The organism is Streptomyces sp. SYP-A7185 (assembly GCF_046103685.1).
Lineage (GTDB): Bacteria > Actinomycetota > Actinomycetes > Streptomycetales > Streptomycetaceae > Streptomyces.
On sequence record NZ_CP122310.1, the window covers coordinates 9466963 to 9480493 of the forward strand.

Genomic DNA, 13531 nt, shown 5'->3' on the forward strand with positions numbered 1-13531 from the left:
ACGAATGCCATGACCTGGGGTCTTGCGGGGGAGGAGAGAGGGAACCGCCAGTCGCTGTGGACCCCCCGGGGCTGGCTTCGGCGGTTGCGGATTCCTGCGGCCGAGGTGAGAGCGGGAGCTGGCCGGTGGCAGGTGGCGGGTGGCTGCTCAGGTGCGGTCGTGGAGCGTGACGTGGTAGCCGTCGGGGTCGGCGAAGGTGAAGGTCCGGCCGAAGGGGCCGTCGATCGGTGCGGAGACGATGGTGTGACCGTCTGCGGCCAGGGCGTCGTGGATGGCCTGGACGTCGGTGGCGTGGAGCCAGATCGCGACGCCGATGCCGGGCTGGGTGACGGATGCCAGATCGGTGCCGGGGATGACCTCGCGCAGGGCGAACGCGATGGGCTTCGTCTCGAAGACGACGGCGTGCGGAGGTCCGGCCGGAGAGCGGACCAGGCCGAGGTACTGCTCGTAGAACGCCTGTGAGGCGTTGAGGTCGCGGGACTGGAGCGAGAGGAAGTCGGGGCCGGTGGCGGGCATGAGGCTGCTCCTTCTGTTCGTGTCAGCTTTCTGACACAGGTCAATGTATGTCAGACTTCTGACATGAATCAAGACGGAGTCGACCTGGAGACGTCTCTGGGTTACCTGCTGAAAGAGGCGTCGAGCGTCCTGCGCGCAGCCATGGAGGAAGTGCTGCGGCCGCTCGGGATGAGTGTGACGCATTACTCCTGCCTCGAACTGCTGGCCCAACGGCCGGGCTTGTCCAACTCCGAACTCGCGCGAGGCGCCTTCGTGACACGGCAGTCGATGAACGTGCTGCTCCAGGCCCTGGAACGCGACGGCTACGTGACCAGGCCCGCGGAGGAGCGCGTCGGCAAGGTTCTTCCCACGCGGCTCACGCCTCGCGGTCGACGCAGCCTGGAGAAGGCCACCGCGGCCGTCCGGTCCGTGGAGGTCAGAATGCTGGCCGGCATGACCGAGGCTGAGCGGGACAGCGCTTTCCGGAGCCTGCAGAGCATGATTCATTCCCTGCGTGACGGCAAGGACGGCGCATAGCTTCTTCCCCCGGCGCACGTCCCCTCCGCCCGGAGGGCTGCCGGGGGAACGCCGCCGATGAGTTTCCGGCGGCTGTTCGGTCAACCCCTCGACACGCTCGATCCGTCGATGAGGGAGCACCCCATGAGCAAGATCATCGTTTGTACGTTCCTGACGCTGGACGGCGTCATGCAGGCACCGGGCGGTCCGGACGAGGACGCCGAGAGCGGCTTCGAGCACGGCGGCTGGCAGAAACCGGTGGACGACGACGAGGTCGGTGCCGCCATCGCCGGGTGGTACGAGCACTCCGACGCGATGCTGCTCGGCCGCAAGACGTACGAGATCTTCGCGTCGTACTGGCCGACCGCCGACCCCGACAACCCGTTCACCGCTCGGATGAACGAAATGCGCAAGTACGTGGCGTCCCGGACCCTGACCTCCGTCGAGTGGCAGAACTCCACCCTCCTGGAGGGAGACGCCGCCGACGCCGTACGCAAGCTGAAGGCGTCCGACGGCGGAAACATCAACGTCGTCGGCAGCGGCGACCTCGCCCAGACCCTCATCCGCCACGACCTGGTCGACGAGTACCGGCTGACCATCCACCCGGTGATCATCGGCACCGGCAAGCGGCTGTTCGCCGACGGAGCGATCCCCACCGCGCTGGAGCCGGTCAGCGTGACGACGACCAAGGGCGGCACCGTCGTCGCCGCCTACCGGCCGAACGGCAGGCCCAGCTATGACAGCTATGAGAAAGTGACGCGGCCTCAAGAGAGCAGCTGAGCAAGGTGCTCACTGTTGTCAGTGGGGTGCCCGTTTCAGTTCGCCAGGTTGGTGCGGTTCCTTCGGTCGGCTCGCGGCGCAACGCGGAAGGCGCTCCGGGTGATCCATCCGGTCTATCCGGTATGCCGGGTGACGGTCACGCGCCCGTCTCGGTCGCTTCCGTCGAGCTCCGGTCGGGCGGGTGGACGATCGGTCGCAGCAACTCCGCCAGGTGGCGCGACAGTTCTTCGGGCTCCATCGCGGCGAGAGCTCCGGCGCGGACCACATAACGACTGAAGGTGACTCCCAGCAGCACTGAGCCCAGGAGGTCGACCCGCTCGTCGACGTCCGGACCGGTCAGCACCGCACGGTAGGCGCGCGCACTTTGCCCCTGCATCGTCACGTACAGGTCGGTCGCGAGAGGGTTGTCCGCCGCCGCGCTGCGGATCAGGGCGACCATCGGGTCGGAGCCCCTCGCCACCTCCATCCGCTCGACGAACGCCGTCGCGATGCGCTCCGGCAGCCCCTCCGCGTCACCGGTCAGCACGGCATCGAGCTCATCTGGCCCCTGGACCGACGCGCGGAGCAGCCCCTCCTTCGAGCCGAAGTGACGCATGACGAGCCCGTGTGTCACGCCGGCACGGGCGGCCACGCCGCGGATCGTCGTGCGGCTGTAGCCCCGCTCGTACAGCTCGCGGCGGGCGGCGTCGAGGATCGCCCGCCGACTCGCTTCGGGGTCACGCCGTCGTCGCGTTGTCGAGGGTTCGTCCGACGACTTCACCGCGCGGCCCGCCGTTTCTCGGATGAGTCCATGCGCTAACTATACAACTGGTCATTAGCTCGAACCTCGCGTACGCTCCTAGTGACCACTTGGTCATTAAGGAGTCTTCGTCATGGATCAGACAGCACGCGCTGCTCCGCCGTCAGTGGAGCAGCGGGCCATTGAACGAATGTCGAACGCCCCGGACCTCCCCCCGGCGGCTCACCGCCTCGCCGGCATGGATCGCCACACGGTCACGGTCGACGGGCACCGGTTAAATGTCTTTGCGGCGGGGACCGGCCCGGAGACCATCGTCCTGGTCCCCGGCATCCCCGACTCGTCAGCGGTCTATCGAGGCCAGGTGCCCGGACTCCTGGAGGCCGGATATCGAGTCATCGCACCCGATCTCCTCGGACAGGGCGACTCGGACATGCCGGCCGACGTGATGAGCTACACCATCGCGCAGGACCAGCAACGCCTCTGGGCGATCGTCGACGCACTCGGCGCGGAGACCTTCCACCTCGTGGGCCACGACCGCGGAGCCGCGTCGACGTGGGCCATGGCCGCCCACCGTCCCGAACGGGTCAAGTCCCACGTCGCCCTGAGCATCGGTCACCCCGGCGCGCGGAGGCACGCGGCGTACGAGCAGAAGCAGTTGTCGTGGTACATGCTGCGGCTGCTGTTCTCCGACGCCGAGGAGTGGTTGCGCAGCGAAGCGGAGGGCGAGGGCGGGCCGTGGTCGACGTTCCGGTGGTGGGTGGGCCATCACCCTGAGGCCGATGCCTGGATCGCCGATCTGAAAAGGCCCGGCGCGGTACGGGCGATGCTGAACTTCTATCAGGCCAACGTCCACCCCGTGAACGCGAAGATCGGCCCGGTTCCCCGGGTCGAGGTGCCGACGCTCGGGATCTGGCCGGAAGGAGACATCTACAGCAGTCTCGAACAGATCGCACGCTCGGGCGAGTGGGTCGATGGCCCCTGGCGCTTCGAGAGACTGCGGGGCGCCGGCCACTTCCTCCAACTCGACCGCCCCGCCGCGTTGACCCGCCTGATCCTGAGCCACACCGAGGCCTACCGCGGCTAGCGAGCTGCGCCTGTGCCCCGGGTCGGGCCCGAGCGGCCACCGCCGCGGGCAGGCCCGTGATCCGGACCGCCGTCACTTCCCAACACACCGCTCGACCAGACCGGTCAAGCTCCCCAGGCCGCACGCACGGACCTTTCGTCCGGACTCGGCCCAGCGCCAATCCATGACGACAAGCGAGAAGAGGCACAACATGCCGGTTCCTGAGCCCCTGACGCCCGAAAACACCACCATCGTGTTGATCGACCACGCGGTCGGCTTCGCGAATCTGCTGCGCTCCCATGACCTCGGCGCACACATCAACAGTGTCGTCGGGCTGGCCAAGACCGCAGTGCTTTTCGAGACGGGCCTCGTGGTCACCAACGGCCAGAGCGATAAACCGTCCGGCCCGCTCTACCCCGAACTCCTCGAAGTCATCGGCGATGGCTTCCCCGTGATCGAGCGTCCCGGCGCGACCAACGCCTTCGCGGACACGCGCTTTGCGGCCGCCGTGGAAGCCACCGGCCGACGCCGGCTGGCGATAGCGGGGGTGTCGACCGAGGGCTGCTTGCTCCAGAGCGTCCTTGGAGCACTGCGCTTGGGCTACGAGGTGAACGTCATCGCCGACGCCTCCGGCTCTCTTACCAGGGAGACCCACGACATCGCCGTACAGCGCATGGTCCAGGCCGGCGCGGTGCCGACCACGTGGTACTCGCTGGCCGGAGAGCTCGAGTACGACCACTCCTCGGCACGGGGCCCGCTCCTGCAACAGGTGATGCGCGAACACCAGCCCACCATGGCGAAGGGCGTGCAAGCCTACGCCTCCACCAAGTCGCTGATGCAGCGTTCGTGACGACGGCGGGCGATTCAGGGGCTCGGTCCGCCGCTCGCCCTTGAGCCGGCCGCATCACACCCCAGCCCGCAAGCGCACCACCACCCCCCGCTACCACCAGGCAACTTGCCCGCTGACCGTCTTTCAGGCGCCCTCCAGCCGGTTCTGAAAGGCTTGTTGGCACACTCGCTCAGGAGCAGTGGACGTTCCTGTCCGGCAGCTTCCCGCTGATCAGGAAGAGATTGGCGGCGTCGGTGGCGCAGGCTGCCGCGCCGTGATGGCCGTAGACGAGGTGGCCGCCGGCGTTGACGGTGACCAGCGCGCTGCGGTTGCCGAGCGCCTTGTGCATACCTTTCCCGGTGGCGAGGGGCGTGTTGGGGTCGCGCTCGTTCTGCAGAATCATGATGTTGCGCTCGCCACGATCGGTGATCTTGACGGCCGGCTCGATCGGTGTGCTCGGCCAGAAGGCGCAGGGCCAGACGGTTGCCGGGGCGCCGGCCGTCAAGGGGTGTGCCTTGCGGTCCGCGGCGACGGCTCGGGCATAGGTTTTGATGTCGCGTGGCCAACTGACGTCGTCGCAGGCCACGGCGTACGCGGCGGCGATCGTATTGTCCGCCGGAACGCCGGGCGAGACGCCGGCGCTTGCGCCGGCACTGGGAAGCAGCTGTTGCAGCCAGGCGATCTCCTCCTCGCTCGCGTCACCAGCGGCCAGGCCGGCACCGGCACGCCACGTCTGCGCGAGCATCGGAAAAGCTTCGTCGGACTGGCCGAGCAGGGCGGTCGTGAGGTAACGGAGCAGGTCGCCGTTGAGCGTGGTCGTCGTCTCCGGAACGGCGATCGGCCGGGCGTCGAGAGAGGCGGCCAGCTTGAGGTACGCGGCCTTGACGGCTTGGGGCGTATTTCCGAAGCCGGTCTCTCCGGGGTGCTCTGCGGCGTACTTGGCGAAGTCCGGGAATCGATCGGCGACGCCCTGACTCCGCGTGGCGAACTGGTCGTGCCAGACGCGGCGCGGGTCCACGGCGCTGTCGAGAACGAAGCGATCAGCGTGCCGGGGAAACAGAGTCGCGTAAACGGCGCCGAGGTAGGTGCCGTACGAACTGCCGAGGTAGGAGATTTTCCGTTGGCCGAGAGACTGCCGGATCCTGTCCATGTCGCGGGCGGTGTTCGCGGTGGTCAGGTATGGCAGGAGGTCGCCGGACTCGGCGGCGCAGCGTCGCGCGACGGAGCGGGCCTCGGCGACGTTCCCGGCGATCGAACCGTCCGGGCCGGGATAGGGAGTCGGCGGCAGGAGTTCATCGGCGGTGAGGCCGCAGGTGACGGGATCGCTGCGGCCCACTCCGCGAGGATCGAATCCGATCAGGTCGTAGGAGGCCAGCACCGGCCCGCTCGTCTGCTGAGCGACGCTGCTCGGCCAGTTGAGACCTTCGGAACCCGGACCACCGGGGTTGACCATCAAAATGCCGCGCTTCGTGGCCTGATGGGTGGCAGGGATGCGCGATACACCGATGGTGACCTGCTTGCCGTGGGGCCGCCGATAGTCGAGCGGGACCTTCAGCTTCCCGCACGACTGTCTCGGATCGACCTGCACGCCGACCGGCGGTGCAGGGCAGTTGCCCCAGGAAATCGCGGACGCCTGCGTCAGGTCAGCCGTGTCCTGAGTCAGCGACGTGAGCAGTCCGTCGGCCGCCGCGGTGCGGGGCAGGGCGTAGGTGGCCGCACCGGCGACGACGATCGCGGCGGCTGCCACCGCGAGTACTTTCTTCATGGTCTCTTCTCCCATCTCCAGGAGGGGGGAGAAGATCACGTGCCCTTGGGGCGCAGTCAACCGTTCGGGGCTGCCGGGCTGTTGATCACCGGTGGCGCCATCCGGATCTACCGGTCATCTGCGGCTGGCGAGGCTGAGTCCTATGCCTGGAGGTTTTCCAGGTCGCCCAGGAGGCCGGGGTGCTTCGGTTTCCAGCCGAGTGCCTGCCGGGTGTGGGTGCTCGTCGAGGGCTGGTCGGTCGCGAAGATCGGGCCGATCGGGCCGAAGGTCTCGGCAGGCATCGGTTGCACCGGCAGGTCCAGCCGCCGGCCGATGACCTCGGCGATGTCACGCACCTGGTCGCCCTCGTCGGCCACGGCGTGCCAGGCCGTGCCCGCCGGCGCCTGCTCCAGAGCGAGGCGGAAGAGGACCGCGGCGTCGAGCGCGTGCACGGCCGGCCAGCGCTGGCTGCCGTCGCCCGGGTAGCCGGCCACCCCGGTCTGCCGGGCGATCTGGGTGAGCAGGCCGGCGAATCCGCCGTGGCCGTTGTTGTGGACGGTGCGGGGGAGGCGGACGGCCGAACTGCGGACGCCGCGGGAAGCCAAGTCGAGCACGCCGTTGACCGCCTGACCGCGGCCGCCGACCGGGCCATCGGTCGATGTCGGGTCGGCTTCGGTGGAGGCCCGGCCGGGCACCCAGGGTGTGCCGGAGACGGTGACGAACGGGCGGTCGCTGCCCAGCAGTGCCTCGCCGAGGGCTTTCTGTGCGGCGGTCTCCTCGGCGACCGCGTTGGCGAGGGCTTCGGGGCTGCTGAAGTCGTTGCTGAAGGCCAGGTGGATCACGCCGTCGGCGGTGGCGGCGCACTCCCGCAGCACGTCCAGATCGGTCAGGCCGCCCCGGACCGGCTCGGCCCCGGCCGACGAGGCGGCTTCGGCGGAGGCGTCGGAGCGGGCGAGGGCGAGGACGGTGTGGCCGTTGCCGAGCAGTTCGGCCACGACGGCGGACCCGACCAGCCCGGTGCCACCGGTGATGAAGACGCGCATGGGACGCTCCTGAGTGATGGGACTCTTGTCCCATCACCGTAGCACCGTGACGGGACAAGAGTCCCGTCACGTATGCTGTGCACATGGCTCGATGGGAACCCGGCGCACGCGAACGCCTTGTTGTGGCCGCCGTCGACCTCTTCACCGAGCAGGGGTACGACGACACGACGGTCGCGCAGATCGCCGAGCGCGCCGGGGTCACCAAAAGCACGTTCTTTCGGCACTTCCCGGACAAGCGCGAGCTGCTCGTGGCCGGGCAGGAGACCTTGAGCCGGTTGCTGGCCGAAGGGATCGCCGAGTCGCCGGCCGACGCGAGCCCCCTAAAGGCAGTCGCCGAGGGACTACGGCGGGTCTCCGGCGCGATGGGCCCGGTCAACCGTGAGATCGCCCCGCGGCTCAAGGCTGCCGTGGCGGCCAGCGTCGAACTTCAGGAGCGTGCCGCGCTCAAGGCGATCAGCCTGGCCGCCGCCATGGCGACCGCCTTGGTCGCCCGAGGCGTGCCCGACGCGACCGCGGCAGTCGCCGGCGAGCTGGGATCGCTCGCCTTCACCCGTGGCTTCGCCGCCTGGTCCGAGGGCGACCGCGAGGACGATCTGGCCGACTACGCCCTCCCCGCCCTGGACGAGCTGCTTGCGGCCGCTGCCGCCCTGTAGGACCGGCGCCCCTGCCCCCGAGCAGCGTGCGTCTCGTCACTGCGTGATTCGACTCCCGTTCGTCACCCGGCGGCGCGCGTCTCGATGAGCTCGATGGCAGGCTCATGCGCGAGTCCCTTCACGTAGACGAATCGAGTCCCGTCGGCCACGGAGGCGTCGAACGTCACCTCGACCTGCTCCCCGAGCCCGCGCACGTGGTCCAGGTAGACGTCGACCCGGTCGACGAAGTAAGCGAGGTGGTGCACGCCGCCGCCGACAGACAGCAGATCGTCGTAGGGCGAAGGCCGGGAGGTCGGTTCGATGAGTTCGATCTGCGAGGCACCGGTGTCGATGAAGCGGTAGCGGGCGGACACGTCGGTGGGTTTTCCGGACAACAGAGCCTGAGAGAAACTGAGATCGACGATCGGGCCCGCGGTGGCTCCCCACCGGCGCTCGTGGTCGAGGGCCGCCGCCTCCACATCGGCCACGACGATGCCGACGTGGTGCAGGGCCGGAAGAGCGATCGACATGGTGATCCTTCGTCTGTGGGATGACGACCGTCAGCCGCTCATCGAGAGGGGCATCCGTGGGGCACGGTCAAGCCTTGTACGACGGCAGTTCCCTCGCGAGCGGTTCCGATCCGGGCTGCTTCGCGAACCGCTCCTGCAAAAGGGCAATCTTCTCGCCGATCTCCGGATCAGGGTCATCGGTGGTGTCGTACGTGACGAGGCTCTCGAGCAAGGGCGCACCGAACTCGATGGTGCGGACGTGTGCCGGGTCGGTCAGGTAATCCCAGTAGTCGTCGAGGTTCTCGATGACGAAGACGGCCCCCCACGCGTAGTCGCCACCCACCTCTTTGCCGACCACGAAGGACTTCACGGCGTCAATCCGGCCCTGGGCGCGCAGATACTCGAGCCCTTCCTCCCGCTGCTCTGCGGTGACCCCGGCCCTGAAGGTGATCCGGTTGTGGTGATAGATCATGGCCGCTCCCTGTGAAGGTTGGCAGGGGATGACGTCGCCACCCTGCCTTTGGGGTAGACGATGGCGTTCATCCGCCGCAGGACGTCCAACTGCGCCGCGTTGTGCAGTTCGATGGCCCCCCGCTTCAGTACCGCGGTCAGATGCGGATCCTCGCCCGACGCCGCCCGCTCGCCCAGATCACGCAGCAGGGGATAGTCCTGCTGCTCCTGCGCGACCTCGACGACGAAACGCTCGGCCACGCTCTGCCGGTAGCTGTCACCGGCTTCAGGAGTGAGATCGTCGAACTCACGTCTCACCTCGGAGCGCGGGAGCTTGTGCACTTCCCAAAGCGCCTCCAGGACGACGGGCTCGAGGACCCGCGAGCAGATCAGCAGGAAGGTCCGCCCGGCCTCGGAGAGATCCGTGGTGACGTCGCCGAACCCTGACGGCAGATCAATCAGAGCACGATGCCGGACAATCGCGGCAAGCTCCGTACGCATGTCCCGCTGGCGCTCGATACCTGCCGCGAGGTGGTCGTCGATGGTGCGGAACAGCGTCGCTACGCCCTCGTCCGACTCGTCCATCGCGGCAATGCGGGCCAGCGGCATCCCGAGATCCACGAGCCAACGAATCCACAGCAGCCGTACCAAATGTTTGACCGTATACCTTTTGTAGCCGTTCGATAGGCGTTCCGGCTCCTCCAACAACCCGACATCGTGGTAATGCCGGACAGTCTTCAGCGTCGTGCCCGCGAGCTCGGCCACCTCACGGGTGCTCCACCCGAGATTCTTCTGCACCGGGGAATTCCACCCCATGCCCCTACGGCACAGTCAAGGTCGCCACAGCCCACAGCGACTTACGGGCAGTCCGCATCCTCCTTTGGAGTCGCGAACCGTGCGGCCGCTGGAGCGACCTGCGACGGTGCCCACCGGCCGGTGGGGTCGGTCCTCTTGCGGAGGATGGCGTTGACCCGCCGCAGAACATCGATCTGACCCGGGTTGTACAGCTCGGAAACTCCCTGGAGGAAGAGCGACCAGCTGCGGGGATCACCCCCCGCCGCTCGGCGTTCCGCCGGATCCGTCGGGCGCGGTTCGCTCCGTTGCCCGCGTGCCACTTCCGGGGCGTAGCGCTCGGCCAGGTCCTGCCGGACCTCCTCGCTCGCCTCCTCGGTGAGAGCGTCGAACTCTTTGCCGGCATCCGTACGCGGCGTGGCCAGTAGTCCTCGCAGAAGATCTGCCACCCACGGATCGTGGATCCGGGAACCCAGCAACGCGATCGCCCGCTGAAACTCCGACAGATCACCGGAGACCTCCCGGAAGGCCGGCGGCAGCTCGGCCGGATCGAGATGCCGCAACGAACCGGCCAGATCCGCGCGCATCCGCTGCTTCCGCTCGATGCTCGCCGCCAGCTCGGCGTCGAGAGCACGGAGGATCCGCTCGGCGTCCGCCTCCGACGCGTCGAGCGCGGGGATGTCGGCCAGCGGTACGCCCAGATCCACCAGGCGGCGGATCCGCAACAGCCGGACGAGATGGGTGACTCGGTAGTGCTTGTATCCGTTGAGCCCACGGTCCGGCTCCGGCAGCAGTCCGATCCGGTGGTAATACCGCACCGTCTTCAGCGTCGTGCCGACCAACTCGGCCAGCTCGCGCGTACTCCACCCACCTTGCGAATCCATGGCACAAGTGCTTAGCCTGCCCCGCGCACCTGGTCAACTTCGTGACTCAGTTCGCCGGTTCGTCCCGTCGTCGGTTGTGACGCCCGCGGTGGTGACGTGACGGCCAACGGCGCACAGCACGTGAAGAAATCGCATCGCCCCAGGCCGCGCCGCAGGGGTCAAGACTCACGCTGGAAGACCGCCGGCCGCGATCACAGGACGAGTATGAGCTTGCCGCCAGGGCGGCGGGATTGGCTGAGCTCGGCCGCTTCCTGGATCTGGTCGAGGGTGTAGGTGCGGGCGACCGGTACGACCAGGATGCCTTCGCCGACGAGCCTGGCGAACTCATTCATCTGGTCGTAGCGGATCTCGGTGGTGATCCGGACGCCCAGTTCGGCTGCGGCGGCGAAGTCCGAGACGGTGAGGACGCGGTCGGGGTCCCCGGTCAGCTCGATCAGGGTGGGCAGCGAGCCGCCGGCCGGACTGGGCTGGTCGGCGCGGTCGATCCGGCCCCCGGTCGGCGTGGCATCCAGGGCGCGGTCCACGGGGCCCGGGATCAGTTCGCTGACGCGTTCGGCCATGCCCTCGCCGTATGCGGTCACCTGGGCGCCGATCTCCTCCAGGGCTGCGGCCCGAGTCGGCCCGGCGGTGGCGATCACTCGGATACCCCGGTGCAGCGCGAAGCGCACCGCAGCCTCACCCACCGTGGTGCCCCCGCCGTGCACGAGGAGCAGCTCACCGGGCTGAACGCCGAGGGCGTCGAGCGCGCGCCACGCCGTCTCGGCCGCCATCGGCAGCGCCGCGGCCTGCTCGGCGCTCACGCCCTCGGGAATGGGTGCCCAGGCCGGCATCAGCGCGTACTCGGCGGCGCCGGCCGTCGGACCGTCAAAGGCTGCCGGGCCGAACACGCGGTCGCCGATCCGGACGTCGGTGACGCCCTCGCCGAGCGCGTCGACGGTGCCAGCGACCTCAAGACCGAGCCCGCGCGGCAGCGGCGGCAGATGGTCGGCGAGGAGACCGTCGACGACGTGCCAGTCGGCCGGTGTCAGGCCGCACGCCCGCACGGCGATCCGGATCTGGCCGGGTCCCGGCTCTGGCTGTGCGACCTCACGGAGCACGATCACGTCCGGGGAGCCGAACCGGTCGAACTGCAGAGCCTTCATGACGGTCTCCTGTCGATGACAGCATCTGTTGTCATCGAACGTAGCAGGTGATGACAGCTCCTGTTGTCGTACACTGGTGGGCTTGCCGCGATGGGAATCCGACGCACAGGGCCGGCTCGAACGCGCGGCGCTCGAGCTGTTCGAGACGCAGGGGTTCGAGCGCACCTCGGTCGCCCAGATCGCCGGCGCCGCCGGTCTGAAGGAGCGCTCCTTCTATCGCTACTTCCCCGACAAGCGGGAGGTCCTCTTCGCCGGCAACGAACTCGAGGCCCACCTCGTCGCCCAGGTCGAGGCGGCCGACCCGGGCCTCACCCCGATCGAGGCGCTGCTGACCGCGCTGGGAACCGCCGAGGAGATTTTCCGCCCACGCGAGTTCCTGCTGCGCCGGGGACGAGTGATCGCCGCCAACCCCGCACTGGCCGAGCGCGACCTGATCAAGCTCGCCGACATCGCCGACGCGCTGGCACCGGCCCTGGAGCGCCGCGGCGTCGAGCCCGGCAGAGCACGCTTCCTCATCGACGTGGTGCTGGCGATCCACCGGCGCGCCATGCCCCGCTGGCTGGCCGAGCCGGACACCACCCTCGCTCAGCTCATGGCCCAGGCCGCCGCCGAGCTGCGGGATGTGGTCGCGCCGTCAGCTCCGACGGTCCGCTGAGTCGGCCGCAACCGGACCTCGCAGGCAGACCTCGCAGCCAGACCCAGGCCCAGCCGTAAGAGCGCGGGTCCTTCCGCGCCACTGCCGGCCGGCTGGTTACGAGGAAGCCGCCGCGCCTGGTTGCGCGTCGGTGGCCTCCGGATCCTGCGAGGCGTCGCTGAGTTGCTCGCGCAGGTAGTTCCAGATCACCGCGACCAGCGCCGCCGCCGGTACCGCGAGGAGGCTGCCCACGACGCCGGCCAGGTTCGCGCCCAGGGTGACGGCCAGCAGGACCACCGCCGCGTGCAGGCCCAGGCCGCGGCTTTGGATGATGGGCTGGAACACGTTGCCCTCCAGTTGCTGCACCACGACGATGATCGCCAGCACGATCAGCGCGTCGGTCAGGCCGTTGGACACCAGCGCGATGAGCACGGCCACCAAGCCGGCGAACACGGCACCCACGATCGGCACGAAGGCGGACACGAACGTCAGCACCGCCAGGGGGAGTACGAGGGGCACTCCCAGGATCCACAGGCCCAGGCCGATGAAGACGGCGTCGAGCAGGCCGACGAAGGCCTGGGAGCGGACGAAGGCGCTCAGGGTGTCCCAGCTGCGCGCGGCCACGATCGGGATGTCGTCGGCGAGGCGGCCGGGCAGCTGCCGGGCCAGCCACGGGAGGAAGCGCGGGCCGTCCTTGAGGAAGAAGAACATCAGGAAGAGCGCCAGGATCGCGGTGACCACGCCGTTCACCACGGTGCTCACGCCGGTGAAGAGAGCGGTCACTATGCTGCCGACGCTGTCCTTGATCTGGGCGGTCGCCGAGTCGACTCCGTCGGAGATCTTGGCGTCATCGATGTTCAGGGGCGGTCCCGCGGCCCACTGCCGCAGTTTCTCGACGCCTTCGGCCACGCCCTCGGACAGCTCGCCGGACTGCGAGGCCACCGGCACCGCGATCAGCGCCACGACGCCCGCGGCGAGCACAAGGAACAGGACGGTCACCACCGAGGCGGCCAGGGCGGGACGCCAGCCGCGGTTGCGCAGGAAGCGCGCCATGGGCCAGGTCAGCGTGGTGAGCAAGAGGCCCACGATGAGCGGCCAGACCACGGACCACATCCGGCCCAGGAACCACAGGGCGACCGCGGCGGCCACCAGGACCAGCAGCAATTCGACGGAGACGCGAGCCGATCTGCGGAGCGCGGCGGCGGTTTTCGTGGAGCTCAGCGGGGCAGACATGAGGGCCACCTTATTGATGTTTCCCCGCACCTCCGCACCGCGGCCG

General features: G+C 68.8%; 16 protein-coding genes. 6 read left to right on the plus strand and 10 right to left on the minus strand.

Features of this window, described 5'->3' with window-relative positions:
• Positions 1–147 precede the first annotated feature (147 nt).
• The gene (locus QBL25_RS41850; protein ID WP_409062216.1) at positions 148–516 is read right to left on the minus strand and encodes a VOC family protein; all 369 of its coding nucleotides are present in this window, start codon (positions 514–516) and stop codon (positions 148–150) included.
• Between the two features lie 63 nt (positions 517–579).
• On the opposite strand from QBL25_RS41850, the gene QBL25_RS41855 reads away from it, so the two are divergent.
• Both QBL25_RS41855 and QBL25_RS41860 read left to right on the plus strand, forming a co-directional pair.
• The gene (locus QBL25_RS41855) at positions 580–1032 is read left to right on the plus strand and encodes a MarR family winged helix-turn-helix transcriptional regulator (RefSeq protein WP_409062217.1); all 453 of its coding nucleotides are present in this window, start codon (positions 580–582) and stop codon (positions 1030–1032) included.
• A gap of 123 nt (positions 1033–1155) precedes the next feature.
• The gene (locus QBL25_RS41860) at positions 1156–1791 is read left to right on the plus strand and encodes a dihydrofolate reductase family protein (protein ID WP_409062218.1); all 636 of its coding nucleotides are present in this window, start codon (positions 1156–1158) and stop codon (positions 1789–1791) included.
• Positions 1792–1927: 136 nt separating this feature from the next.
• On the opposite strand, the gene QBL25_RS41865 is transcribed toward QBL25_RS41860, so the two are convergent.
• Positions 1928–2551, minus strand: a complete 624-nt coding sequence (locus QBL25_RS41865; RefSeq protein ID WP_409062219.1) for a TetR family transcriptional regulator — start codon at positions 2549–2551, stop codon at positions 1928–1930.
• 217 nt (positions 2552–2768) lie between these two features.
• On the opposite strand from QBL25_RS41865, the gene QBL25_RS41870 reads away from it, so the two are divergent.
• Both QBL25_RS41870 and QBL25_RS41875 read left to right on the plus strand, forming a co-directional pair.
• A complete protein-coding gene (locus QBL25_RS41870) occupies positions 2769–3614 on the plus strand; it encodes an alpha/beta fold hydrolase (protein ID WP_409062220.1) in 846 nt (281 codons plus the stop codon).
• Positions 3615–3777: 163 nt separating this feature from the next.
• Positions 3778–4443: an isochorismatase family protein gene (locus tag QBL25_RS41875; protein ID WP_409062221.1), complete on the plus strand. Its 666-nt coding sequence runs from the start codon at positions 3778–3780 to the stop codon at positions 4441–4443.
• A 169-nt stretch (positions 4444–4612) separates the two neighbouring features.
• On the opposite strand, the gene QBL25_RS41880 is transcribed toward QBL25_RS41875, so the two are convergent.
• Positions 4613–6187, minus strand: a complete 1575-nt coding sequence (locus QBL25_RS41880; RefSeq protein WP_409062222.1) for an alpha/beta fold hydrolase — start codon at positions 6185–6187, stop codon at positions 4613–4615.
• A 140-nt stretch (positions 6188–6327) separates the two neighbouring features.
• Positions 6328–7209, minus strand: coding sequence for an SDR family oxidoreductase (locus QBL25_RS41885; RefSeq protein WP_409062223.1), 882 nt, complete (start codon positions 7207–7209; stop codon positions 6328–6330).
• An 83-nt stretch (positions 7210–7292) separates the two neighbouring features.
• Between QBL25_RS41885 and QBL25_RS41890 the strand changes: the two genes are divergently transcribed.
• Positions 7293–7862, plus strand: a complete 570-nt coding sequence (locus QBL25_RS41890; protein ID WP_409062224.1) for a TetR/AcrR family transcriptional regulator — start codon at positions 7293–7295, stop codon at positions 7860–7862.
• Between the two features lie 62 nt (positions 7863–7924).
• Here QBL25_RS41890 and QBL25_RS41895 read toward each other — a convergent pair whose 3' ends face one another.
• The 5 genes from QBL25_RS41895 to QBL25_RS41915 form a co-directional block, all read right to left on the minus strand.
• On the minus strand, positions 7925–8371 hold the full coding sequence (locus QBL25_RS41895; RefSeq protein WP_409062225.1) for a VOC family protein: 447 nt from the start codon (positions 8369–8371) through the stop codon (positions 7925–7927).
• Between the two features lie 67 nt (positions 8372–8438).
• Complete coding sequence (locus QBL25_RS41900; RefSeq protein ID WP_409062226.1) at positions 8439–8822, minus strand: Dabb family protein; 384 nt, start codon at positions 8820–8822, stop codon at positions 8439–8441.
• Positions 8819–9598: a MerR family transcriptional regulator gene (locus QBL25_RS41905; protein ID WP_409062227.1), complete on the minus strand. Its 780-nt coding sequence runs from the start codon at positions 9596–9598 to the stop codon at positions 8819–8821. Before QBL25_RS41905 ends, QBL25_RS41900 begins: the two co-directional genes overlap by 4 nt.
• Positions 9599–9657: 59 nt before the next feature.
• Positions 9658–10476 carry a MerR family transcriptional regulator gene (locus QBL25_RS41910; RefSeq protein WP_409062228.1) on the minus strand — a complete coding sequence of 273 codons (819 nt, stop codon included), beginning with the start codon at positions 10474–10476 and terminating at the stop codon, positions 9658–9660.
• Between the two features lie 191 nt (positions 10477–10667).
• Entirely contained in the window at positions 10668–11618 is a 951-nt protein-coding gene (locus tag QBL25_RS41915) for an NADP-dependent oxidoreductase (RefSeq protein ID WP_409062229.1), read from the minus strand.
• Between the two features lie 76 nt (positions 11619–11694).
• Here QBL25_RS41915 and QBL25_RS41920 point away from each other — a divergent pair, with 76 nt between their 5' ends.
• Positions 11695–12273 (plus strand): TetR/AcrR family transcriptional regulator, encoded by a 579-nt coding sequence (locus QBL25_RS41920; RefSeq protein WP_409062230.1) that lies wholly within the window; start codon positions 11695–11697, stop codon positions 12271–12273.
• A 96-nt stretch (positions 12274–12369) separates the two neighbouring features.
• On the opposite strand, the gene QBL25_RS41925 is transcribed toward QBL25_RS41920, so the two are convergent.
• A complete protein-coding gene (locus tag QBL25_RS41925; protein ID WP_409062231.1) occupies positions 12370–13485 on the minus strand; it encodes an AI-2E family transporter in 1116 nt (371 codons plus the stop codon).
• Positions 13486–13531: the final 46 nt, after the last annotated feature.